A 25,976-nucleotide genomic window follows, 5' to 3' on the forward strand; every position below is an offset into this window, starting at 1 on the left:
CGGCTTTTTTGTGTGAAATACATTAACTGATGCCCATTTGCATTTTTCGTTTGCGGACTAATGCCGCAAAATGATGGCGCTGGCGTTTAGTCAAACTGTGTGCCATAGGGATTTTAGCCGTTAGGGCATTCACTGGCCGGCCATTAATCATAAATTCATAGTGCAAGTGTGGTCCGGTAGTACGACCGGTATTACCCGACAACGCAATAACCTGTCCACGAGAGACCCGATCGCCCCGTTTTACCAATGCCTTAGATAAATGCAAATAGCGGGTTCGATATTTTCCACCATGATCAATCACAATATACTTACCGGCATATCTATGATTCGTGACTAGAACAACAACACCATCACCAGGTGCTAAAACTTTAGTCCCCACAGGTACGGCAAAGTCAGTGCCATTATGTGGTGCAATACGACCGGTAATAGGATGGCGTCGATGCGGATTAAAACTAGAGCTCACCCGATACATATGCGCCAATGGCAAACGTTGAAATGCGCGCTGTAAACTATGACCATGTTCATCGTAAAACTGACCACTGCTATCTTGGAATGTATTTAATTCATGTCCAGCCGTTTCCAAGCTCACACCGAGAATATTACTATCACCGGTAGCATCGCCATCAACATACTGCTCACTGAGCAACACGGAAAATTTATCTCCGGCGCGAAAATCCCGGCCAAAATTAATTTTATCTTTGTAGAGGTTCTCAATACGCTGAATATCAGCTGCACTCAATCCCTGCCGCTTAGCAGAAAGATAAAATGAACCATGGATAACCCCAGTGATGGTTCTGTCCTGCCAAATTCCTTGCCGTTTAATATCATCGTACTTAAAGCCACCATCATCATAACGGCTAAATACAACCTGATGACCAGCATTGAAATACAGCTCCAGCTTAGTCAGTTGCTCCTGATCATCTAAATAAAATAATACCTGGTTTCCTGGCTGCAGCGTATCGAGTGCTAACACATTTAAGTCAGCTTCTAACACCTGATACATGGTCTGTTGATCGACTCCAGCACGCTGAAACAGCTCACTGAGTGTGTCACCTTTTTTAACCACAAAATCAAAATTGGGTTTGTCAGCCACTGCCGCCACAATAGCGGGCGTATCTGTGATCAGATGATCCAATTTCAGTGGGACGGTAATACGTTCGGGAACGGTTGGTTGGCTGGACGGCCACAATACTGCAGCCCCAACAACAAGGCCGGTCGCCAGCAAAATACGCTTGTGAGAGGTTTGTAACCTTTGCAAACGAGTGCGCGACACAATCAACCAGGAATCTTTACTCTTTTGCAATCTGTTATTCACCATTCGTCACTGTGTGGGTAATTTGCCTGTAAAAACGGGCGCGGGCACGTTTTATACCAAAATTTTTCCATTCGACCAAAAAAATTCCACTAGGTTCCCCTAAGTGGAATTTTTTGTTTATATTTCGAACGCCAGACTATTGTCAGAAACAAGCATCGCAACAACAAAAAAACGTATATTTTATTGACGCAAGCGCATCGCTTTTCGACTTACGCTAGTGATGAGTAGTAAGGTAACATTTTGTTTTTCAACAATACCCTTATTTCCAGCGATTATATTTATCTATGTATCTTGATCCAACGCCGCTATTTTTCCTTTACTTATTTTCAGGCCTAAACTGATATTCCCGCTCCAAACAGCTGTATCCTAGCCCATTCATTTTTTTGACTTTAATTTGCACACTGATGCGCTCTTTCATAGCTTCAACATGACTGATCACCCCAATCATTTTGCCGCTGGCATTCAAATTATCTAATGCATCTAATGCCATATCCAAGGTTTCGGCATCTAAAGTGCCAAAGCCTTCATCCAAAAATAGCGAATCAATACTGGTTTTATGGCTGACCAAGTCAGACAGCGCCAACGCCAGCGCTAAGCTGACTAAAAAACTCTCGCCGCCAGATAAGGTACGGGTGTCACGGGCCGCATCCCCTTGCCAGGTATCCAGCACCTCCAGCTCCAACACCCCTGTGGTTCTACGTTGCAACAGGTAACGGCCATGCAATCGCGCTAATTGCCGATTAGCTAGTGCGACCAAATGATCCAGCGTCAACCCTTGGGCAAATACCCGAAATTTTTTCCCATCCCGCGAGCCTATCAAGCCACTTAGGGCATCCCAGTCTTCATATTCAACCCGAGCTTGTGCAATCTCACTAAACAGCTGTTGTTGACCCTGTCGACGCTTAGCATCTTCTGACAACACAGCATTGATTTCACCCAATTGCATACGGCTATGATCCCGTTGCGCCTTGAGTGTATCTAGCTTATCACTCAAAGCTTGTAGCCGGATGGCGTTAACGTCCTCTTCCGAGAGTTCGAAGGGATGCTGAACTGCGTCAGAACCATCTATTTCAAGATCCGCAACATCATATTCACGCCCCTTTTGTATGTGGGCTGTTCGCTCTGCATCAATCAGCTTAAGGGCAACATCAGCCCGGGCAATGTCGCTATCGAGCTGTCTGGCTAAATCATGTAAACGCTCAGATTCATCCTCATCCAACAGTGCAGCCAGAAACTGTGCTTCATCCTCAAACATGCTGTGACTAAGCTGCATCTGCCAATCTGGGGTAAGCTGCGCCAGTGTCTTATCCAATTCCGCCAGAGCATCATTCACGCGCTGTAATTGACCGGCTAGGCCAGCCAGAGACTGATGCAATTGCTCGCCTTGCTGACGACTCTCTTCTCGCGCAATAATGGCTTGTTCCAGCAATGTCTGCTTACTTGCAAGCAGCTCTGCCACTTGGCTATCGCCCACCAACTGGCGCCGCTGCTGACGGTTCGTCTCCATTGCATCATCTAATAAGGTAAGCTCGGCAGCAATTTGCTCTACGCTGTGCTCAAGCTGCGCACTATGTTGCTCCAGCATAGGTAGTTTTTCCGCTAACCCAAGCTGTAATCTGTCATTTTCTTGCAATTGCTGGGTCAGTTGTTTCCATTGACTTTGGCTTGCCCTGACTTCATTCGCCCACAACTCAATATCGTGTTGCGCGGGCAATGTGAGGCCAATCTCAGATAAGGTGCTCGTCAAGTGCTGAGTTTGCTGCTGATAGTCTTGCTGCAACTGGGTGATTTGTGCCTCTAGCTCATTGATCACCTGTTGTTGATATGCCTGCTCTTGGCCAAGGCTGCCTTGTCTGTGCTCAGCATCTTGCAGTTGTTGATGCAGTTTATTGACAGCTTGCTCCTGCTGCCTCAGCAAGTCCTGGTGCTGTCGATAATTCCGTAAGCGGGCATTTAATGGCATCAACTGTTCATCAAGTGCAATAAGCGTCTTATCCAGTTGCACCGGATTATCAATCGTCAGGCTCTGATTGTCGGCTGGCAGCTGCTTCAACAGTGCATCAAAATCGCTCTGAACCCGCGCAATCACAGTGTGCAATTGTGCAAGTTGTGCCAGCTCCTTGCTATCTTGCTCAACACTTTGCTCAATCTGGCTGGCAAGCTTAATGCCCTGGGCTTTGATCTCATCCACCTGTTGTTGCAGTACTTGATGCCTTTGCTCGGTTTCACTGACAAAGGGCTGATCATCTGACTGATGATAATCCGTCACCACTGGATGCGTTTTTGAACCACACACAGGACAGGGCTTATCCTGCTGTAACGATTGCCGCAATGCCGTGAGATTGGCAATGGTTTGTTCCTGCTCAATAAGCTTGACTAAATCCTGCAAGTGGGTGGATAGCTGTTGATATTCCTGTCTTAGGGCCTGTCGCTGTTGCTGCCAACACTCAACGTCTGCTTGCCTGGCTTTTAGACCGGCTTCAAGCCGTACTCGCTCCTGCTGCAAATTCTGGTATTGGCTGACCGGTGATTGCATTTTTAAGAGTAATGGCTGACGCACCTGCAACTGCTCAATCACGCAAAGCAGACCAGTTTCATCATATTGCCCAAGCGCCACCCGCTGCTGTTCAAGCAATGGTGCCACGGCCTGCTCAGCCGTTGCCAATTGCGCAGTCAACTGCGCAATTTCTGTATTCAATAGCTTAAATTGCTGGGGAAATGCCTGTAATTGACTCTGTTTATGGCGCTGTTGCTGCTGTTGCTGCAGAAACTGCTGTTGAGTTACCGATAATTGACTCAACTGTTGTTCCCAGGCAGAGATATTGGCTTCAATCAACTCTGCATGGGGATATTGCGCCAGTGCTTGCTGTAACTGACGGCCCTGCACTGTTAAGCTCTTAGCCCGTTCATGCTCAGTACTGAGTTGCGTTTTAGCAACATTCAATGCCTGTTGCTGAGTTTGCAACTCGGCACTCAGTTGGCGCTGATGCTGTTGCTGCGCAGAAAAGTCGTTATCCAGCGGCTGTATCTGCTCATCAACCAAGGCTCGCATCTGCGTCATCGCAGCCTGAGCCTGCTGTTGCGCCTCACTTAAACGGGCTATGTCCTGTTTATGGGTGTCACAGCGCTGTTGCAGCGCACCTTGTTGTAATTCAAGCTCGGTGCGGCGAGCTTCTTCAAGGGTACGTTGTTGCTGATTTGCCATCAGGGGGGCATAAACACGGTTAAGTTGAGCCGCAGGCTTACTCAGTGCCAATTTCGCCAGCGCCGGCTGATGAGACGCTTGCGCCGTTTTCGCTTGCAATAACGTTTGTTCCGCGTCTTTAGCCTTGGCCAACAGTGCTATGGACTGAGCCTGCCATTGATGAGCCGCTTGGGTGCACTGAATCTGCGTCTCTAACTCAGTGACCGCTAAAGAGATTTGATCTTGATGCTCCCGCAGTGCCGTCAATTCAGGCTCAGATTTAAGCTCCACGCCTTGGGCTTTGGCTTGCAGATTTTCTAGACGCTGACGGCTTTGACTAAAACTGTCATATACCTGCTCAGAAATACGACCATAAATCTCGGTGCCGGTCAGCTCCTCTAACAACTCAGCCCGATCACTGGCATCAGCATTTAAAAAAGCGGCAAATTGCCCTTGGGATAGCATCATGGATTTAGTAAAGCGGGCAAAATTCAACCCAGTAATGCTGTCCAGCAGTTCATTTTTACGCTTAATTTGTGACGCCAGAATGGCATCACCATCGGCTTTAAGCTGTACCAACTCAACTTGAGCATCCTGCAGCTTACCGTCGGCCTTGCCACGGCTGCGGCGCTGGCTCCAAAATGCGCGGTAAGCCACCCCTTTAACCTCAAACTCCACCTCTGCTAAAGATTCAGCCGTGCCCCGGGTCATCAATTCATTGGTGGTTTTGGAAATCCCGCCCAAGCGCGGCGTCTGGTGATATAACGCAAGACAAATAGCATCCAGAATACTGGTCTTGCCAGCTCCCGTTGGGCCAGTAATCGCAAATAAGCCGTTGTCACAAAAAGGGGGCTGGGTAAAATCAATCTTCCACTCCCCCTTAAGGGAGTTAATATTTTTAAACCTTAAACTGAGGATTTTCACAGACTGCGCTCTCCATCATGCTCAACGGCCTCTTGCTGCCTTGGCGTCTCATCTTGCTGCTGCACCTGCGCCACCACTGCTTGATACATCTGTTTCATCCTTTCTAGCCGCAGTTGCTCAGCTGGCGAATCAAATTGCGCCAGCGCCACCCGGCGGGCAAAAACATCTTCGACACTGAGTTCACTTAAGGTTTCCTGCGCGGTTGCTGTCATCATTTGCGACTGTTGGCGAAGCCGTTTAAGTTGCAGCACCTCAAATGGTCGCCCCTCAACTAACGCCTGAACACGGGACTGCAGATCCGACAGATACTCTTGACTTTCAACCGTTACCGACAACCATACCGTGCCGTTATCCGGGAGAGGGATAGCATCAATCTGCGTGGCAATTGTCTCTAAATCACCGTTAAGAGACACCAGTGGCTGGAATGTGGGTACCGCAAGCTCAGTGACTTGTGTCAAACCATGGGGATCAAATTCAGCTATCAAGACTTGTTTGGGACTGCTTAGCTCATCAAAGCTCAAGCAAATAGGGGAGCCGGAATAACGAATATGTTCCGATTTAGCCACTTTCTGAGCGCGGTGAATATGGCCCAACGCGATATAATCGGCTTGAGGAAAGGCGTGAGCATTAAAGGCATCGAGTGTACCAATGTAAATATCTCGCACGGATTCACTGCTGCTGGCACCCACAGTCGTCAAGTGCCCTGTGAGGATCACCGGCACTGGCGCATCAGTTAGCGCGCGAGCTGCTGCAAAAATTGCCTCATAATGCGCTTTGATGGCTTCACCTAACTTTCGCTGTTTGCGGCTGCCATCTTCACCCGCTTCACTGGTAATCAGCTCACGCGGCCGCAAATAAGGTACCGCGCCCAACACAGCCCCTATCTGCCCATCAGCGTCATACAAGGCAAACACCTGTTTACTGATATCAGTCTGCACCGATGGCACAACCTGAGTACCAATGCAGGCCAGCAGTTCTTGGGACTCACTGAGCATCGCAACTGAATCATGATTGCCCCCCAACACAAAGAGCTGGCAATGATATTGCTGCATATTAACCACAAAATGGTTATACAACTCGCGGGCATAACTTGGCGGTGCACTGGTATCAAAAATATCGCCTGCCACAATCACAGCATCGATCTGTTGCAAAGGGATTTGCTCCAGCAGCCAATTTAAAAATGCTCTGTGTTCAGGTGCACGGCTTTTACCATAAAAAGACTGACCCAGATGCCAGTCCGAGGTGTGGAGAATGCGCATATTTTACTCGGTATTCAGGAACAAGCGGCAGGTAACCGCCCCGCGGCCGGATTTAAATGCCCCTAGTATGAAGTGAAATATGGCAAAACAAAATGCTGTTTTGGTTGGTTAAAAACCAAGTATGCTGTGGTATTGACTGTACAGCAGGTGCAAACTCATCAGCAATGACATGGTTACCACCAAGGGCTTAATAATCTGACTACCGCGCCGCACCACCATACGTGACCCCAGCGTTGCCCCCAGTGCTTGTCCCACCAGCATAATGGCACCCAAGATCCAAATGACCTGCCCGCCTAAAGCAAAAAAAAGCAGTGAAGCAATGTTGGTGGAAAAATTCAGTAACTTGGCGTGGGCGGTTGCTTTGGCTAAGCCAAATCCAGCCAAGGTAACAAAGGCTAAAGCAAAAAAACTGCCTGTTCCCGGGCCGAAAAAGCCATCATAAAAACCTATTCCTAATGCTGCTGTAAACGAAAACACAGCAGGAGTCAGTAAACGATGCCGATCATCATCGGTCACCTTAGGTGAAAACAAAAAATAAGCGCCAATGGCCAGAATTAAAAACGGCAGCAATACATCCAAAATCCCCGCATCAATCTGCTGCACAGCAATCGTACCTAGCGCAGAACCAGCAAAAGCGCAGGCCAACGGTAATTTCAGCTCAGATAGCCGCACAAAGCCCTTACGCACAAAATACAAACTGGCAAAAAAACTCCCGCCACAGGCCTGCAGCTTATTGGTTGCCAATGCCGCGGTCGGCGGTACGCCGGCCCACATCAGTGCCGGAATAGTTAACAAGCCACCGCCGCCTGCAATCGCATCAATAAACCCTGCCACGATCGCGGTTGCAAAAAGCAGAGTAACAATCTGTAAGGTCAGTTCAAATTCCATCATTTTTCTTACGTTAGCCGTCAATAATCGGCTATTAGAGTAGATTGCCAACCAAATGACAATAAAGAAATTTTTGCCAAAATATACCTGCTTCCAGCTCTATCTCATCAAACTAACCACCAGCAAGTAAAGCCAGGATAATGCACGCATTCTATATGGACCTGATAGGCGCTTTTTAACCGGTTCGAGCTTTACCACGAGCTAATTGCTGCAAAGCCTGCCACACCTGCTCACCGGCGGGGTGGAGCCGGGCTTGGTAACGATAGGCATAATAGGCGATGGGTAGTCGTAGATGTGATGCTCCGATAATGGCTACCTGCCCACGTTTTAGCTCTTCCTTAATGGCATAATCTGGCAACCAAGCCACTCCAGCCCCTTGTAATACTAACTTTTTGAGTAAGTCCGTCATGGATGAGACAAAAACAGCGTGTAAGTTAACCTGCGCCCGAACCGCCTCGACTTGTCGGCCCATATAAGAGCCCGGGCTATATGCCAGCCAAGGTACAGGATCATCGCCCTGTAGCTGAAATTGTGGTCGTCCATGGGCATCACATACACACACTGGCGACAATTCCGCTTGGCCAATACACAAAGATTGATAAGGTGGCAAACGCAACAGTGCATCATCAAATGCCAGTAAGAGATCACAACCGCCTTCACGCAGCTCTTCTATCGCATCATCCACATCAATCGCTTCCATGCTTAATAAAGGATGATTTCTCCCCACCGGTAACGCGCTCTGAATCGCTAACACCAAACTACTGGCCAATGAATGCGCCGCCGCAACACGAACGACATTACCGCCTAATTTGGAGAGATCTGATAACTGACTGATCCCATCCATCATCTGATTTATCAAAGTTCGCGCCGTGATCCGAAACAAACGTCCGCTTGGCGTTAAGGCGACGGGGGTTTGACTTCGGTCGATTAACTCAGCACCAACCATATGCTCTAAAGCTCTAATTCGGCGACTAAATGCCGGTTGAGTCACATTACGCCGTTCCGCGGCTAAGGAAAAATTTCGCACTTCGGCCAATAGCAGAAAATCTTCCAGCCATTTACTTTCAAGATTCATAGTCAATGCAAAGAAAAACATCAGCATATCACTGGTATTTGTATCGTCTCAGCCAGTTCAAGAGACTCAGTTCACATTTTTATGCTTTACCTATACCGATTTGGCATCACCCCTTCAGCAACGGCATTTCTCAATATGCACCCATCCGCCTAGAGTGAACACAAATAAAAAATAGCTTTAGGAACAATAATATGACAAAGAAACTCGGCATCCTTGGCGGGATGGGCCCCCTTGCTACTGTGGAGTTTATGCAGCAGATTATTGCTCGTACGCCGGCACATAATGACCAGCAGCATATCCCTATGCTGGTCAGTAATAATCCCCAGATCCCTGATCGGACTGCATTTCTAATCAGTAACGGCGAAGATCCATACCCGGCACTGCAACAAGGAATGAAAGCGTTAGAACAAGCTGGGGCAGATTGCATTGTCATCCCCTGTAACACCGCCCACTACTGGTACCCGCGTTTGAGTCGACAATGCAAGGTGCACATGATCAGTATTATTGACAGTGTGGTACAAGAAGCCGTGAATCGAGGCTATCAGCGTGTTGGCATCATGGCGACAACGGCAACAATGCAAGCGCAGATGTATAAAACAAAATTGGCTCAACAACAGATTGGTGTTATTGAGCCAACCCATGAGCAACAAGCCGATGTGATGGAAGGTATTTATGCCGTTAAAGCTGGTCATGTCGCGCACGGGAAACGCCTGCTATTACCTGTGTTTGACTCTTTGTTGGCCCAAGGAGCACAAGCTGTCATTCTCGGCTGTACCGAGATCCCGGTAGCATTAGCAGAACAAGCCGAACACCGACCCAAGTTGTGTTTAGATTCTCTTGTTATTCTTGCCGAACAATGTATTCAATGGGCCACTGCTGATGCCGTTGAACTGGTCGCATAATAAACTCATGTACTGACACAGTCCGCCAAACCATCAATACGCTTGTGTCAGTGCTGTGCTGTGATGTGATGTATCCAGTTCAAACCTGATCGTGCGCGGTTTCCAAAGCAGATATGTTCATTTGTCATCAGCAAGTAAGCCTGCGTTCCACACAGTGAAGCAGGCCCACAGCACCGCGAGATAACCCATTAAGTTGCGTTTGACCCCAAATGATTTATTTCATTTGTTCCATCACTGCTATCTAAGCCAAACTGCTCACTGTAAGGCACCCCAGCTTCAGGCTGGAATTCAAAATTCAATACCTTGGCACAAGTTTGATACAAGGTCTCCCCTAACCAAGCCGGATCAAATGCCGCCAAAGCCGCAGCCATTGCCTCAGGATTTTTATCACCACTGATATGGGCCGGGGTCAGTACATCAATAAAACTGGCCACTAAACCATACAAATCTTTCAGCTCATCGCTCTCTTCCTGCCAAATTAAGGGATCGGCATATTGGCTGGCGTAATGGGCCGCAGCAATATCTAACCCAACGCCAAAATTCACCAAATAAGCACGCTTGGGGCTGCAAACAATATTTTTCGGGCAGATAGCCCCGTGAAAAATATCCAGTTGATGCAGGTAATACAGGGCGTTAAGTAGCTGAGTAAACCAACTGGCTAATTGCGCAGGTGAAAACTCGCTCACGACATCCAATGCATCCCCATCTTCCCACGCGCGGACAATAAATAAGCTATCTCCGTCAGACAATTGCCCAAACGCTAATACTTTTTCGATATTGGGGTGAAATACTTTAGACAACGAGCGATACAGCGCACTTAACCTAGGCCAGCTATTATCCACTTGATGATAAATCCCAACCCCAACAGGATAGCGTCCCTGCAGATGTTGCCCCTGCCATAACTGGCTATCTGGCGTTGCCGCAATAAAGCGGGTCAAACGGTAATGATTATCCAGCACGGCGCCGGTTTCTATGGTGACAGTGGATGTTTGTGGATCACAGATCCCCAGCTCAATCAGCGCGCTTAAATCACAGCGCAAAGCATCTAAATCGACTGTTCCGCCCCGGGCAGCCAACTGATACCACTGGTAAATCCGTGGCTGACCCGTTTGCTCAGCCAGCGCGCAGAAACGCTCTGCATAAGCCTGAATATCCTCATCCACAGTGACATTGTTACGGATATCGATATATTCCACATCCGCGCCATCAGAGATAAAGACACAATTTTCCGCCCAACCACCCACGGTATAACCGCGCCGCTGAATTTGCTGCAAGCCGGTGACAGAGCGGCGCAATATTTCCAGCAATTGATAAGTTGTCAGCTCATCAGTTTCGAGCACATTTAAAGGCACCCCCCGAGGCATGCGAATTGGCAGCACCAATTGCTCTCCATCTTGAATAAGCGGCGCACAATAAGGCACACCGCAACAGCCAGATAATGCCTGCAGCCGCTGGAACTCCTCGCGCAGTTGTTGCTCATGCCGCTCAGCTTCTGCCGCATCATCAAATTGGACCGGCAACAAAATTTTCAATAGCCAAGGGGCACTCCAGCCTCCGGGGTTATATTCTGCTTGCCAGATTTCTAAGCCATTTTGCAAAAACAAACATTTAAGCTTAATAAAGTCCTGGATGCGATTATTGCGACTTTCCACCACCGCCACTTGGCCTATGGTATCCAGCACCATTTCCCTTTGCCGTTCAGTCACCTGATGCGCCTTAGGCGCAGTCAGCGCCCACTCGCCAGTCAGCGCCGCGATAATCTGCCGGGGGGTATAGATACTTAAAGCGCCATCATCTTTTTCCAGCTCAATTTCTTCGCCTTTGCGGCCGGTCACAAACACCATACCTTGGCACCAAGGAGCATATACCCCAACCGGAATTTTATGTTTGAGCTTGCCCGCCAATACCCGGGCAACATAATTGGCTTTAGACAGACTGTTATCCACATCTCGACCATCGAGGGACCAAGCATGCATGCCCGCATTTAGCCTGCCGATATACCCTTTCACATCGACCACATATACTCCCCACTGGCCAACGACTAATGCATCTACCTCCATTGCCTGACCGCTCTTGGTGGGGATCTCCACATTGGTCAGCAGCAGATAGTCTTGCGGTAGTTCATCGGCCAGCAAACTGAACGCCCAGCGCTCGGCATCATTGACTGGTGTACCAAAACTGATGTGTTTTGCCATAGTTAACTCCCTGTAATAATTGGCTTAGTTTATGCCCAAGCGCGGAAGTTAAATAGCGGTTTAATTGTGATATGAAAGGCAAATTTAATGATTTTCTACACTGTTTATCCAAACTTTTTGCGCAATCACCCGCGGCATTATCGGCTAAATTCACTCGGTATCATTTCCCGCCACAGCTATGGGATACAGCCATTAAGCACAGCGCTAGAAGCAAACATGCAATACGAAAACAACGCAAAACGGGCGAGAAAAGGGCAAAGCGCACAAAGATATCTGTGCTGAGGTGTGGTGTGGTGTGGTGTGGTGTGGTGTGACAACAAAATAACGGCAAAAAGCAGATAATAAAAAACAGGCCAATTGGCCTGTTTTGCATTTCCCCATATCAGCTATGTTTCTATCTCTGATACAGGGAAAGCTTTAGTCATATTGGTTACACACGGCTATTAGTGATATAGCCCGTGCTGGTAGGCATAAGAGCCCCACAACGCAATCCCCAATGCCTGCTGTTTCAGCGCATCTGATGCTGGATGTGGTGTCAACTTGCCTGCGTTATCTACGGCAAACCCACTCGGGGCTTTTCCTGGCTGCAGCACAACCAGCTCATTACCCTGCATATAACCGAAGTTTTTGTCATATTGCATCATGGCACGTCCCGGCCAGTTGGCTGGCATACGGGTCAAGTCCCGACCAATCATGGGGTACTTATCAGAAATGCCCATCAATGACAGCATAGTCGGCGCCATATCCAGTTGACTAACGATGCGGGTATCCTGTTTAGGCGTAATATCCTTGCCGATGATCAATCCTGGAATGCGGAAACGTGGTACAGGGATTAAATCAGCCCCCACCACACGACTGTCATGGTCAGCCACAATTAAGAATAAAGTATCGTCCCAGTAGGATGATTTTTTAGCCAGCTTAAAGAACTCACCAATAGCATAATCAGCATATTTAGCCGCATTATTACGGGTATTTTTCGGCTGTTCATACAGCGAAATGCGGTTATCTGGGAATTCGAACGGATCATGGTTACTGGAGCTAAATACCAAGCTGAAAAATGGCTTACCCGCAGCATGCAGCGATTCAAACTCCTGATTAGCCCGGCGCATCAGATCTTCATCAGAGACGCCCCAGGAGCCCTGGAAAACAGGATTGTCGTAGCTGCCTTCATCAACAATATCTTCAAAACCATTGCCAAGGAAGAAGCTGCGCATATTGTCAAAATGGCTTTCACCGCCATAAATAAACTGGGTGTGATAACCGTGCTGTTTAAGTAATCCGGCCAAGGTGAAGAAACCCGTCTGGCTCTTGCCTAGCTTTACAACAGAGCGCGCTGGGGTTGGGGTGAAACCGGTTACCACAGCTTCAATTCCTCGTACAGAGCGGGTACCTGTGGCGTACATTTGGTTGAAATACCAACCTTCCTGTCCCAGTTTATCCAGATTGGGCGTTAATGGCAGGCCACCTAGACTCCCAACAAACTGTGCACCTAGACTTTCCTGTAATAGAATCACCAGGTTTTTAGGTTTGCCATGATAACTGGCAGGATTGAATGTCAGACTAGGGCGCGCTGGATCAATAAAATCATGACGGCCACTTTCACGCTGCATCATGGCAATCATGTCATCTTTTGCCATGGCACCATAAATTTTAGCGGCATCAGCTTCATCTCCCATCTGCTTAATGGCAAACAGCAAAGAATAAGCCGAGTTCAAGGTGAGTGAGTTGACCAAAGGATCGGTGGAAAATGCCACCATCGCTGGATTAAGCGGTCTGTGTTCCAATGATGAGCGGCCACCCAATAAAGTAACCAGCAGGATCACTACCCCGGCCAATATCCGCCAATACCAAGCCAGGCGCATATTATCGCGGCGCACCCAACGACCACTGAGCCACCAAAGTCCTGCAGCAAACAGAGTACCCAATACGACGGTCAGCACCATTTCAAAACGGTGGCTGGCCCACAGCATAGAAAAGACTTCTTTGGGATAGATCAGATACTCAACATACAGTCGGTTCGGACGCAGACCATATTCGGCAATAAATGACGGGGTCGTAATCTCCATCACCGCTAATACCCAAACACCGGCTACCAGCCACAAGCGCACCAACCAATACCAAATGCGGCCAATGATAGGCACTCCACCCAGCATCACAGTACCAAATGCTGCAATACCAAACAGCCAGCACAGGGTGGAAAAATCAACCCGGATCCCTTGCGCGATAACCGGTAGCCAACCATTCACAGCGGTTACCCGGCCAGCCTGCCACAGACACAATCCTAATCGGCTAAGGGTTAACATAACCAATGCCAGCAGACCAAATTTCAGCACAGCATTAAGCTGCCCGAGACGATATTTATTCTCTGTCACAATAAAACTTTTTTAATATTGACGCCATGTCTGCTTTAAGACGACCCAATTGCCTTATTGCTGAAATATAACCCTGACTTTTATTATCTCTGCGGACTGATAGGTTAAGTTCATGCCATCTCGGCAAATGTACTGTGTTATTAGAAGCCCACTGACTATACAGCAGCCTAAGTCAAAGACGGCTAAACCATCTTCAAGCGACTGTTCAAAAGGGAGATATGTTTGAAGGGGAAAACAATTGTTGATGAGAACACATCATCAAATAACAAACTAACAGGCAGTCAAATTAGATCGTTTTGACTGCCTGTTTCTGGGTTCCATCGCTATTTTTCAGGATGGGAACCGAAGAGGAATTAAATCACTGTATTACACGGTGAACTTACGGGTCATCTCTTTAAGGTTATCTACCAGTGTACCCAGTGTTCTACCTGCACTTTCTGCCTGCTGAGAATCATCAGCTAAGCCATCAGAAATATCTTTGATATTAATGATGTTGCGATTGAGTTCTTCTGCCACAGCAGATTGTTCTTCTGTCGCACTGGCAATTTGGGTATTACGATCAGCAATACTTTCAATCGCCTGAGCAATTTCAGTGATATGGCTTTCTGCTGTCTTAGCGCCTTCAACACAAGACGCCATCTGTTCACAACTGTGTACAATCGCAATACCGGCATCTTTGGAGCGAGTTTGCAGTTGAGAAATAATATCATTAATTTCCACAGTGGAATTCTGAGTCCGTTGAGCCAACGTTCTCACCTCATCGGCTACGACTGCAAAACCACGACCATTTTCGCCTGCTCGAGCAGCTTCAATGGCCGCATTCAAAGCCAATAAATTGGTTTGATCTGCAATATTGCGGATCACATCTAATACCAAAGAAATCCCAACACAGTCCTGCTCCAGTTTTTGGATCACTTCTTCAGTATTTTCAAGTTCGGTTGACACTGATTGAATATTGCCCACTGTGGTATGAACGATATCCTTACCTGAAGCACTCAGTTCAGTCGCCTGAATGGTATTATCAGAAGTACTAGCAGTATTAGCCGCCACTTCGTGCAAAGTACACTGCATCTCATTCATGGCTGTCGCCAGCTGATTCAGCTCACGCTTCTGAACATCCATTCCCTCATTTGTTTTGTCAGTAATGGAACTGATCACATCCGCAGAGCTGACCAAATTTTCTGTCGCGGCAATAATATCTGAAACCATGCGATGCAGATTCTGTTTCATCATACGAATCGCATTTGCTACTTCACCAATTTCATCAGCAGCAAATTTATTACTATCAATCGAATCGCATAACTCATCCCGCACCAGTGAACCCTTTAAAATTCCATTAGCGCTCTTGGTAATGATAGAAAGTTTATGACGAATATCTTTTAAAAATCCGTAGCCTACAACAATAGAAATAATAATCGAGATTAATACTGCAAGAATAATAATGATAATGGCATCGTTCAGGTTTTTCGCAGAAGCCTTGGCACCATTATCCGTCCAAACGGCATTAATATTTGATAATTCATCTAAGCGCTTCTGGATTTCATCATAATTATCTCGTTGTTCAATTAATAAAGCTCTTGCCTCACCGAACTTTTTAATATTTACTAAATCAACGAGTTGTAAGTTTTTCTGTTTATAAGCATCCCAATTATCTTCCAGTTCACGAAATACTTCTTTTTCATGATCTGACACTAAAAAGTGTTGATAGCTGGCTAAGTTATCGCCAATTTCTTTCGCTTTTCCCACTAAATCATCGGGAGAGCGTTGGCTTGAGGCTTTTATCGTGGCATTGGTATCTGATGCCAATACATATTGATAACGACGATAATCAGCAATCGCGGTTGTTACATTACTTAAAATCGTCAGACAAGGAACAACGGATTTAGAAAAAAATACGGTGTTTTTGTTTAGTTTTAACATTTGGTTATAACTAAACAAACCAACCGCACCCAATAGGATACAAAGCGTCAAAAAGCTTAACGCCACCTTCATTTTAAGTGTGAGCTGTTTCATTTCAAATTAATTTTATAAACGCTAAATCAGTGGGGGCGAATAAATCATAAAACCAGGATAAGTTTCTTTGATAAGAGTCAAATAGCTTATAGGGATCGATAATATTTAATCGATTTATAATAATATTAACCAATATTAATTAATCAACCATTATTAAATAATATGTTACTCATTTTTATATACATATCTCACTCAATACATCGATGCTTTAAATAATTCTCCAAAGCTATGGAATACGTTAAAATAATCGGATTACAATATCTCAATAAAAACATTATTTATCATAGTCTTGACTGTATACAGACCATATAAAATTTAACTTTCGTAAGATCAAAATAGCAGTCAATTCATTAAACTTATCTAGGGCGTATTAAAGCTTATTTTTAATGACCTATGCCACTAGGCATTATCTTCCCCCGCGGAATAACCGTTTTATTTATCTCATTATTAAAAACAATCAATACCTTAAGCATTTCCTGAATTTGAAACAATATCAATACTATCAAAACATTATTACCATGCAGTAATAATATTGCATTGATGCTGCAAAAACCTTTAACGGCTAATTAATTATTCAATTATTACCCACTGGCAATGACTGACAGTAATCTATTATGAAACATTAAGTTAGCTGTAAAAACGCTTCTTAACTTATAAAAAACCCTTACCAATCACTTTGATAAGGGCTGTTCACTTATCCACACTCAACAATACTCGATGTGCTTCTCACCGTTATTGCATTAATGACAACAATGCTCACCGCACTCGTGATCGTCATCAGCAAACTCATCATCACCATCTTGATGTTGCATCACGCCCCAACCATCAGTCATACCATCATATTCGGAGGCAAAATCATTCAGTGCCACTTCTTTAGCCACAATGGCGTCATATTCAGGCAACATATGCAGGGTAACAATCAGCTCCCACTTTTCCAACTCTTCATTAAAGTTAAGCTCAAGCTCACCGTTGTTATCGCTTCCAGCCAAATCTTCTAGGGCTGATTCAGCATCACGCTTATCATCAAACACTAGGAAGAAATCTACATTCAGCGCTTTGCTCAGGTCAATGCCAGACTCCGCCATTGCGGCCAACATTTTGCCATTATCATCATCAGGAAATTGCATATTCAGCTCCAATTTTTTCACTGTTACTCAGCAGTAATTTCCAGGATTGTGCCCTGAAACTCTACTCGATCACCCACTACCAGTTTTTTGCGTTTGCGAGTGTCTACTTCACCATTAACGGTCACCTGGCCTTCGCCAATCACATGCTTGGCTTCGCCACCACCTTCAACCAATCCTTCGGCTTTCAGTAATTTGTACAGTTCAATAAATTCATCCCCCGCGCGCAGGGAAAAGCGGATTACCTGATTACTCACTTGTATTGGCCTTTCTGATCAAAAATCTGCGGCAGTATACCCTATCCACGTTTAGAAACGCAGCCGGAAATCATACCAAGTTACGACTCACGCTCTGCAGCCAACAGCCCCATCACCAGCTCATCCAACCAAGATGCCCCAACCTTATGATGACTGCGCAGATATCCCTCCTGCTGAAAACCACACTTTTCTAACACGCGGACCGAGGCCTGATTATCGCAGGCGCAATGGGCCACAAATTTATGCACATTAAACTGTAAACTGGCCCAGTCAATCACCGCTTGTAGACTCTCTGTCGCATAGCCCTGCCCCTGTTGTTCTGGCAACAGCATATAACCCACCTCAGCGCGTTGACTCAACAGATCCTGGCAATACAGTCCTGTTAAACCAACAAATTCCCCACTAAGGGTTTCGATTGCCAGACTCAGCCAGTCACCACTTTCATAACGCCATGAGCGAGTGCGGCAATTAAACTTGGCAATCACTTCAGCCTCAGAGCCAACCTCACGTACATAACACCCCACTTCCGGATCAAGATGCAGTGCGCGAAAATAGGGCCAGTGCTGCTCTGCCAGCGGCTTAATAATGAGTCTGTCACTGTATAGTGCAATATCTGTCATCGAAAACTACCACATCTAAAACCAAATAATTTTTGCAAAAAAAACGGCACCGCTCAGAAATGGGTGCCGTTTCAATATTAATTCTGCCGGGGATCAGCCGCGGCTAGTAACTTCGAGCAAGTGGTAACCGAAAGCGGTTTTCACTGGGCCCTGCACTTCATTCAGTGGCGCTGAAAAAACCACTTTATCAAATTCAGGAACCATCATGCCTGGACCAAAACTGCCTAGATCGCCACCCTGTGCACCGGACGGGCAAGAAGAATGAGCCTTTGCCAGCTGCGCAAAATCAGCACCGTTTTCAATCTGTTGTTTCAGCTCAAGACATTTTTCTTCGCTGTCCACCAACAGGTGGCGTGCGGTTGCCTGTACCATAAATTCACTCCTTTATTGCCTTTGGGCATCACAGACCCGACAGCGCTATTGCTGTATGCTTCATCCCCGCATCACAAAATGCCAAGGGGCTGAATATCACGGGTTAAAACCCCTGTGAGTATATCGTCAGGCAAAGGCAAAACCAATCCTCATAATACGGCCTTAGACAGATTAATCTGATACTCGCCATGACCATCATGATGCTCAACCCAGCGTCTGGTAGTCTGATATCCCGGTGCAGAAACCTCAACATCATAATGGCTGATGGGTAATTTCATGCCAGGTTGATAGCGCTGTTTGATATTCATAATCCGTATCCGATTATTAGCGGCGTTAGTTGTTATGGTAAAAGGCAGTAACTTGAGCATCCCGTTGTCATCAACCAACGCAGTTTTGCTACCCTGAATGGTATCATTATGCCCAGCTGTAATACCTAGCAAAATCGGCATCAGCCAATTATCTAATTGACCAACAGGCTGCTCCAACAAATGTTTAAATCCTGTCGTAATGCCCAGCACACCATCCACACCAGCGCCCAGAGGCTGCACCATGGGTTGAGTATGGATCACCCAGCGCAATGTCAGTGCGACAATAGGAGAACTGCGCTGCTCTACTTGATGGAAAAAATATCCTGCAGTTGAGCCTGCTGCAGTAAATTTTGAGCCCAGCGCCAATAAAGGCACAGCAAATACCATCAGCATTAACAGCACACTGATCGCCATATCTCGCTTTTTATGCGAACTTGCCTGAGGGCTGATCAATTGCCAAGCTTTCACTGGTAACTTCAGTGCCGTCAGGAGCACCAGTAATAACGACAAACTCATGGATATCGGCGGCACCAACACCGAACGTAAAGCCGACTTCCCTTGCTTCGCGAGGGGGGCACCATCAGCAAACTGACTAACCGAGGCATTAATAAAACCAACCCAATGTTGGGTCTCCCGCTTAATATTCGGCAAAATCGCTAAGCGGTAAAACTCTGTATTATTCCAGTCAGCTAACATAGGAGAAACATAATATCGCTCTCCCATATTGGCTTTAATTCGTTGCTGTATATCATTACTTCGCTGAAACTGCGCCCAACTCAGCCCAGGCGCCATCTGCCAGCCATGGCGGTGCACTTCCCGCTGCCACTGCCGTGTGGCCTCCCGCTGCACTCGCTCAGTGACAGCCTGCTGAAACTGGGTTATCTGATTAATATGCCAACCACGCGGTAATTTGATCCCCTCTATAACGAGACGCTGACGAATTTTTTCCCCGGTAACAGCGCTACTGCGGAATGCTTTCAAGCTATCAATATCCATTGGATAACCGGTTTCAGCTTTAAATTTATCCTGCCATAGAAGCAGAATTTTGGGTGTGTAATCCGCAACTTCCCTACTGTACACCCATTTTACATCCGGTTTACCGCCGTCACCGGTTAGCTGTTCAAGTCCTGCTAATACTGCAGATAACCCCAATGTCATCACCGTCTCTTTCAGGCTGGTCTCACCTTTAATTCGGCGCTGCTCCCGAATAAGCCAAAAATCCATTGGCTTAAAACTAAGCCGATACTTTTTCAGCACGCGCTCATAATCTTCTTCCACCCCAGCAATACAGCGATTTAAACGCTCATTATCACGCCGACGTTCGTTATAACGCTCAATACATTCATTTTTCTCATCAAATAACTCAGCTATTTTAGGCGCTAATTCCTGTCCTCTGGCTTCGGCACGAGCGGTATAGGCTTGGCGAGCCTGCTGATAACGCTGCCAACCTGAAGTAACTTCAGTTTCCACCTGCTCCCATGCCTTATCAGCTCGCTGGGGAGCAGAATCAATCGCAGCACGATAGCGTGTCATCCCCTGCTGATACTGCTGCCACCCCTGATTAATTTGCTGACGTAATTGCTGATAACGCCCATAGTAAACATCAAACTCAGCGGCGGCCCGGTTGGTAATATAACGTTCAACAATCGCCTGTTTCTGACTGGCAACATGGGTCATAAAATCCGGATTGGCGTATACCAAACCACCCATCAATGCCAGAAAAGTCATTTCTTCAGGTAACGCTGCGTGATTTGCGTTATAGGGCAAACCGGTAATTTTTACCGCATTGGTCGCAAGACCAGAACGCAAAATGGAGGCAAAAAATGCTTCCTGTCGCTGTGAAGCACTACTTGGATCAACCAGTAATTTATCAATCAATAATTTCTGGCCAAAAAATACTGTGGGCCATACCAGCGCTAATATCACGACAAACGCAGTAATTGCCCGAGGTAACGTACGAACCAAAGCCCCTTTGAGTAAAAGATCGGCCAGTAATAAGCTCACCCCAATACCTGAGATAGTACGGCCAAACAACTCAACTAAATGCAATTGCTGGTGATCCATACTGCCGCCACCAGCAACGGTGACCAATTGGGCATTAAATACAGCTTCTGGTAGCAGATATAATGCCGATAGCACAAACAGTGTAATGGCAAGCCAGCGGGGGCGATTTTCTTTTATCGCGTGTAAAGCGCCCTGATGGGACATCTTAGCTGTTTCAGCTGTCATTCTTTGTTTTCCTGTGGCGGTAAACTAATTTCAACCGGTGCCAGCTGAATATTTAGCTTAACGGCATCGTGGATGATCTTGGGACCATCATGCCCATGGAGGGACTGATGAGCCGAAGCCGCTTTAGCCGTACGAGATTGAAACAACATCCGCACTTTGCCTGCCAGCGTTAGATAAAAACCTGTCTTAACATAATCATTTTGTTGCTCAAGCCGAGAAAAATCAGCATCTGCCGGTAACAGTAAAATCAATGTCGGCAGCGATAACGTCTGACCAATAACCGCTTGTTTCGGCAGCGATATCACTGCTGGCTTAATCAAGCGAGGAAATAACTGGCCATAAAGATGGTATTTATCCATATCTGCAATTGCTTCATATGGCAGCCCACGATGTTGATGTTGCAACTTTTGTAATTGTCGAATAAAAAATGCATCACCATTAACGGTATACACGGCCAGATGCCGAAGGCCTGCCTGTTTTACCCGCTTAGCCATACTGGGATATTTCACCAAACTGCGGATATCCACATGTAACCCCGCATTACGCCCCAATTTGTTAGCAATATCCGCGGCTGATAATTTATTTGAATGTCTCGCGCGATAGCGGCTTTCATAGCGTGATGCGCGCATTAGTGCTGCTTGGTAGTCTTGGTAAGCCGCATCAGAATGGGCGGCGCGGCGAAAATCCTGCTTAAGTTTGGAGATAGATTCATCGTCTGGCTCCCAGATATACCCCAAGTATATTGCGGGATTAATCTCACGCAGTTTCTCGAGTACATCGATTTCCATAGAAGAATAGAAATAAGTACCTTCTCCGAGTCGCTGTCTGGCCATGGCGTCCAACTTATATAAATCGGACTGACTGGCCTCTGCCTTCACTTCAATATTAAGTTGCCGACCATGCCCAGTTGCTATCGCCCAAGAACGGAACACATCGGTGGCAAATGGTGCACGTAATTGCGTTAACTCGCCGTCTTTATCCCGCATTTGTAGTCGATTCCAGTCAGCCGATGACATACGGGAAACCCGATACCGTTTGCCATCCCAACTAGATACTGAGCGGCCGGTGACCGGATCATGATGTACTACCCACTGATGATCTTGAGTAAGCATCACATCAATTTCTGCGCCGTTAAAGTCTCCGCCCGCTGACATCATTACCGCATCGGGTGAATTCTCCGGCCAAGTGTAATGCCCTCGGTGAGCAACAACTCTCATGGTATTTTTAGGCACAGCTATCACACTGAGATTGCCAGCACTCGTACGATATAAATTGCGCTGTGTCAAGGATTTTTGCTCCGCAATAAGCTCTTGTAATGCCGCTTTATCGTAGGCAAATGTCCTCGCATTTTCCGGTAAATAAGCTAGCTCAGGAGCAAAAATGGGGTCTGAAGATAACGCTTTTTTTTCAGGTAGTGATTGGCAAGCTGAAAGTAATAACAGCAAACACAAAACAGAGACTATTCGCATCCTGCGGGCACCAATATAAAAAATATCCATGAAAGGGGAATAACCTTACCAATATCGTACAGCGTCACACGCCAAAATAATGGCGCACACAATAAGCAATCCCCAGCGCCTAATCAATCACACTAATTGCATAATTAGAGATGAATCTGATTAATCCCCTCCCTGTTCTGAATCAGTGAGGGAATCAATAATGCCGTTATCTAGGGTCTGTTGACGTTTCGTGATAAAAAGTAGATTACGCTGGCCCAACGGCAGCAATCCAGCGGCGGATTTTTTGCTCCATCACCGCCATTGGCAAAGAGCCTGAGGTAAGGATTTGGTCATGAAAGGCACGTAAATCAAACTTATCGCCCAGCTGCTGTTGGGCTTCATCGCGTAATTTCAATATGGTCAACTGCCCCACTTTATAGGATAACGCCTGTCCCGGGATCGCCATATAACGCTCAACTTCCGCAATAATATCGCTTTTAGCCATGGGTGAATTATCCTGCATATAGGCAATGGCTTGTTCCCGACTCCACCCTTTAGCATGCAAGCCGGTATCCACCACTAAGCGCATGGCGCGCAGCATCTCATCCGATAATTTACCGAAATATTGGTAAGGATCAGTGAAAAGCCCCATCTCGATACCAAGATATTCGGCATAAAGTGCCCAGCCCTCTTCAAAAGCGGTATAGCCACTGAAACGCTGAAATTCCGGCACGCCATCCAGTTCTTGTTTAATCGCAATTTGGAAATGATGCCCGGGAGCGGCTTCATGCAGTGACAATGTCATCATGCCCCACTTGGGCTGAGCCTTAAGGTTATAGGTATTGATATAGAACACACCCGGGCGACTGCCATCCACCGCCGGTGCCTGGTAAGATGCCCCGGCAGCGCTACGCTCGCGAAACGCCTCCACGGGTTTCACCACATAATCCGCTTTAGGCATTACATTAAAGTAATCAGGCAATACCGTATTAATCTGGCTTTTCAATGCCATGTACCCATCAACTAACTCTGCTGGTTGGGTGAAAAAGTACTGTGGTTCACTTGAGAGCGAGGCAAAAAAGGCACTGAGATCGCCCTGAAACTTGACCTGCTGTCGTACCTTATCCATTTCATCCAAAATACGGGCAACTTCACTGAGCCCTACCTGATGGATCTCATCCACCGACATCTGGGTTGTCGTGTGATAGTTGGCAAGGTGCTGATACCATAGCCGCCCATTGGGCAGATCCCACCAGCCATCGGTACCTCGGGCATTCGCCAAATAAGTGTTACCTAAATACTGCCGCAGTAATGAAAGCGCCGGGAGTAATTGCTCACTGATTTTTTGCTCATAAGCTGCTGTCAGTTCAGCGCGCTGTGCTGGGGTAAAATCATCCGGCATGGATTTGATTGGATTATAAAAAATACTCTGATTAGCCTTTGCCACCAACTGGGCATCAAGCTGAGGTAATATCCGTTCCACTAATACCCGAGGTAAAACAACTTTGCTGGCAATGCCCTCATCCATACGCGCCTGTGCCAAAGCTAACCAAGCAATAAAACCATCAACACGCGCCAACCAATTACGGTAATCTTCAACCGTGTTAAATGGCTGCGCACTCTCACCACTGCCCAACTGGATCATGGTAATTACAGTGCTATAAAACTGATTGATGGGCAAAAAGCGCTCAGGAAAGGTTTCAGCAACCAGCGCCATATTGCGATCATAAGCGAACAGATCATAACTAAGTTGTAAAGCACTCGGCAACGCCGTGCGATCTATCTGTTCCAATGCCGCAAGGTAGCGACTGTTCAATTCATGACGGCGCTGCAGATATGCATCTGACAACATGTCGCCAAATCTGTCGTTGTAGCCATGCTCACCAACAAATGTGGCTGAAATCGGGTTTAGCTCAAGCTCATCTTGAAAGTAATCATCCACTAACTTCAAATAAGCTGTCTGAGCATTAAGCGGTTTTTCTAAAAGATTATCCGCTGTTTCTGTTTGCTTAGCAGCGGGGGAGAATTGTGCGCCCGTGGGTGCAGATTGCTGCTCACAACCTGCTAGCCCCAATAATGCCAGTAGTACTGGGGCAGTTATTAACGTGTGGGGGAACTTTCCTGTTATCTTGTTTGCCATATTATCTTCCTTTTTAGTGGCTAAACATCTGTTTTATCCCAGTCATCAGTCAACAAGGGGATAAAAAAGGCCACCTGGGCGGTGGCCTTAATAATATCGACGGCAGGTTAGAGTGTTACTTTATGGATACGCGCTTTCTCTTTGATATAAGAGATATAGCTCTTAGCACTGCGAGCCGTCTTTTTATCTTTCACTGCACGGTTAGCATAGGTATAAGCGGACTTGTACTGCTTAAGGCTTAAATAAGCCAGTGCCAGTTCAAAATCGGCTTCACCAGGGTTTTTCAACCCAGCATCTAACGCCTTTTTAAAGGCGGAAATCGCCGGCTTATATTGCTGATCCACTGCCAACAGGCGACCTTGCTTGAGGTATAACTCACCATCATTGTCCATGGCTGCCGCCTGACCATAATAGTCAGCCGCTTTTTGCAACTCTTTAGACTGATGGTAGAAGCCTGCTAATTGCTGCAAGTTCTTCTTCGATTTCTCAATCAGGCCGGTTTTCATATGCTTGGCAAAGATAGTCGCTCCCTGATAAGGCGCACCTTTTTGTGCCAATAGTTGGCACAAACGGGTAATGTTACCACCGGTTTCAAGGAAACCATTGCGGTAAGCCAAATCATAGGTTGCCAAAGACTTATCATAGTCTTCTACCAGAAGGTAGAACTGTGCCAACTGAACCCAAAGCCGTTTATCATCAGGGAACAGCGGAACCATGATTTCCAGCACACCAATGGCATTTTTATACTGCTTTTTATTATAAAAAGCCGTCAACTTCATCTGGTATAAACCCTTGTCAGGTTTATCAGATAAAGCAATGCCTTTATCAGCCACTTCAAGTACTTTATCCCACTGCTTTTGCTCAGAATAGGCAATACCAATGCGGCGATACACTTGGGCATCTTCCTTACAGGTAAAGCTCATCCAGTCATAATACAGGGGAATCGACTCTTTAAAGCGCCGCTCACCAATCATAATGTCTGCCAATAAACGCAGGGTTTGAGCATGGTCTGCCCCGCCCAACACATTGGCATTGACGGCTTCAGTCAGATACTTAATCGCCGTATCCATCTGACCTTTTTCGGCATAGAAGTTACCCAACATCCGCGCCACATAGGCTTGATCGAATTTTTGCTTTGGGTTGGCTTCCAGCAAAATGGTGATCGCTTCATCCAAACTACCATCTTGGTACGCTTTAAATGAACGCTGTACTTTTTTGGCACTACTCTGCCCGACTGCCTGGGATTTGCGATTATCAATCGGACAATCACTTTTAGCGGCCATTGCAGCCGGTGCAACCATTATGCCGCCGCATAAAGAGAGCAGTAATGCAGCTGCGAGATTATTTATCTTCGGCATCC

The 25,976-nt window shown here is 46.6% G+C and carries 17 protein-coding genes; 1 reads left to right on the forward strand and 16 read right to left on the reverse strand.

Features of this window, described 5'->3' with window-relative positions:
* Nucleotides 1–22 precede the first annotated feature (22 nt).
* The 5 genes from NFHSH190041_RS12700 to NFHSH190041_RS12720 all read right to left on the reverse strand — a co-directional run bounded on the left by NFHSH190041_RS12700 (nt 23) and on the right by NFHSH190041_RS12720 (nt 8,645).
* Nucleotides 23–1,303 carry a peptidoglycan DD-metalloendopeptidase family protein gene (locus tag NFHSH190041_RS12700; RefSeq protein WP_410010877.1) on the reverse strand — a complete coding sequence of 427 codons (1,281 nt, stop codon included), beginning with the start codon at nt 1,301–1,303 and terminating at the stop codon, nt 23–25.
* Between the two features lie 328 nt (nt 1,304–1,631).
* Entirely contained in the window at nt 1,632–5,423 is a 3,792-nt protein-coding gene (locus tag NFHSH190041_RS12705) for an SbcC/MukB-like Walker B domain-containing protein (RefSeq protein WP_261922174.1), read from the reverse strand.
* Entirely contained in the window at nt 5,420–6,682 is a 1,263-nt protein-coding gene (sbcD, locus tag NFHSH190041_RS12710; protein ID WP_261922175.1) for an exonuclease subunit SbcD, read from the reverse strand. The genes NFHSH190041_RS12705 and sbcD overlap by 4 nt, the downstream gene beginning before the upstream one ends.
* 108 nt (nt 6,683–6,790) lie before the next feature.
* Entirely contained in the window at nt 6,791–7,570 is a 780-nt protein-coding gene (locus NFHSH190041_RS12715; RefSeq protein WP_261925120.1) for a TSUP family transporter, read from the reverse strand.
* Nucleotides 7,571–7,745: 175 nt separating this feature from the next.
* The gene (locus NFHSH190041_RS12720; protein ID WP_261922176.1) at nt 7,746–8,645 is read right to left on the reverse strand and encodes a LysR substrate-binding domain-containing protein; all 900 of its coding nucleotides are present in this window, start codon (nt 8,643–8,645) and stop codon (nt 7,746–7,748) included.
* A gap of 191 nt (nt 8,646–8,836) precedes the next feature.
* Between NFHSH190041_RS12720 and NFHSH190041_RS12725 the strand changes: the two genes are divergently transcribed.
* The gene (locus NFHSH190041_RS12725; protein ID WP_261922177.1) at nt 8,837–9,547 is read left to right on the forward strand and encodes an aspartate/glutamate racemase family protein; all 711 of its coding nucleotides are present in this window, start codon (nt 8,837–8,839) and stop codon (nt 9,545–9,547) included.
* A gap of 188 nt (nt 9,548–9,735) precedes the next feature.
* On the opposite strand, the gene NFHSH190041_RS12730 is transcribed toward NFHSH190041_RS12725, so the two are convergent.
* The 11 genes from NFHSH190041_RS12730 to NFHSH190041_RS12780 form a co-directional block, all read right to left on the reverse strand.
* Complete coding sequence (locus NFHSH190041_RS12730) at nt 9,736–11,742, reverse strand: NERD domain-containing protein kinase family protein (RefSeq protein ID WP_261922178.1); 2,007 nt, start codon at nt 11,740–11,742, stop codon at nt 9,736–9,738.
* A 443-nt stretch (nt 11,743–12,185) separates the two neighbouring features.
* On the reverse strand, nt 12,186–14,114 hold the full coding sequence (locus tag NFHSH190041_RS12735) for an LTA synthase family protein (RefSeq protein ID WP_261922179.1): 1,929 nt from the start codon (nt 14,112–14,114) through the stop codon (nt 12,186–12,188).
* Nucleotides 14,115–14,480: 366 nt separating this feature from the next.
* Nucleotides 14,481–16,127 carry a methyl-accepting chemotaxis protein gene (locus NFHSH190041_RS12740; protein ID WP_261922180.1) on the reverse strand — a complete coding sequence of 549 codons (1,647 nt, stop codon included), beginning with the start codon at nt 16,125–16,127 and terminating at the stop codon, nt 14,481–14,483.
* A 740-nt stretch (nt 16,128–16,867) separates the two neighbouring features.
* Nucleotides 16,868–17,254, reverse strand: coding sequence for a ribonuclease E inhibitor RraB (locus NFHSH190041_RS12745; RefSeq protein ID WP_261922181.1), 387 nt, complete (start codon nt 17,252–17,254; stop codon nt 16,868–16,870).
* A 23-nt stretch (nt 17,255–17,277) separates the two neighbouring features.
* Complete coding sequence (locus NFHSH190041_RS12750; RefSeq protein WP_261922182.1) at nt 17,278–17,508, reverse strand: RNA-binding S4 domain-containing protein; 231 nt, start codon at nt 17,506–17,508, stop codon at nt 17,278–17,280.
* Between the two features lie 80 nt (nt 17,509–17,588).
* On the reverse strand, nt 17,589–18,128 hold the full coding sequence (locus tag NFHSH190041_RS12755; protein WP_261922183.1) for a GNAT family N-acetyltransferase: 540 nt from the start codon (nt 18,126–18,128) through the stop codon (nt 17,589–17,591).
* Between the two features lie 93 nt (nt 18,129–18,221).
* Nucleotides 18,222–18,500 (reverse strand): peptidylprolyl isomerase, encoded by a 279-nt coding sequence (locus tag NFHSH190041_RS12760; RefSeq protein WP_261922184.1) that lies wholly within the window; start codon nt 18,498–18,500, stop codon nt 18,222–18,224.
* Nucleotides 18,501–18,649: 149 nt separating this feature from the next.
* Nucleotides 18,650–21,037, reverse strand: a complete 2,388-nt coding sequence (locus NFHSH190041_RS12765; RefSeq protein WP_261922185.1) for a hypothetical protein — start codon at nt 21,035–21,037, stop codon at nt 18,650–18,652.
* Complete coding sequence (locus NFHSH190041_RS12770) at nt 21,034–22,536, reverse strand: glycerophosphodiester phosphodiesterase (RefSeq protein WP_261922186.1); 1,503 nt, start codon at nt 22,534–22,536, stop codon at nt 21,034–21,036. Before NFHSH190041_RS12770 ends, NFHSH190041_RS12765 begins: the two co-directional genes overlap by 4 nt.
* 205 nt (nt 22,537–22,741) lie before the next feature.
* Nucleotides 22,742–24,616, reverse strand: a complete 1,875-nt coding sequence (locus NFHSH190041_RS12775) for a DUF885 domain-containing protein (protein WP_261922187.1) — start codon at nt 24,614–24,616, stop codon at nt 22,742–22,744.
* 107 nt (nt 24,617–24,723) lie between these two features.
* Entirely contained in the window at nt 24,724–25,974 is a 1,251-nt protein-coding gene (locus NFHSH190041_RS12780; protein ID WP_261922188.1) for a tetratricopeptide repeat protein, read from the reverse strand.
* Nucleotides 25,975–25,976 lie beyond the last annotated feature (2 nt).

It is taken from the genome of Shewanella sp. NFH-SH190041, from assembly GCF_024363255.1.
In the GTDB taxonomy this organism is placed as follows: domain Bacteria; phylum Pseudomonadota; class Gammaproteobacteria; order Enterobacterales; family Shewanellaceae; genus Shewanella.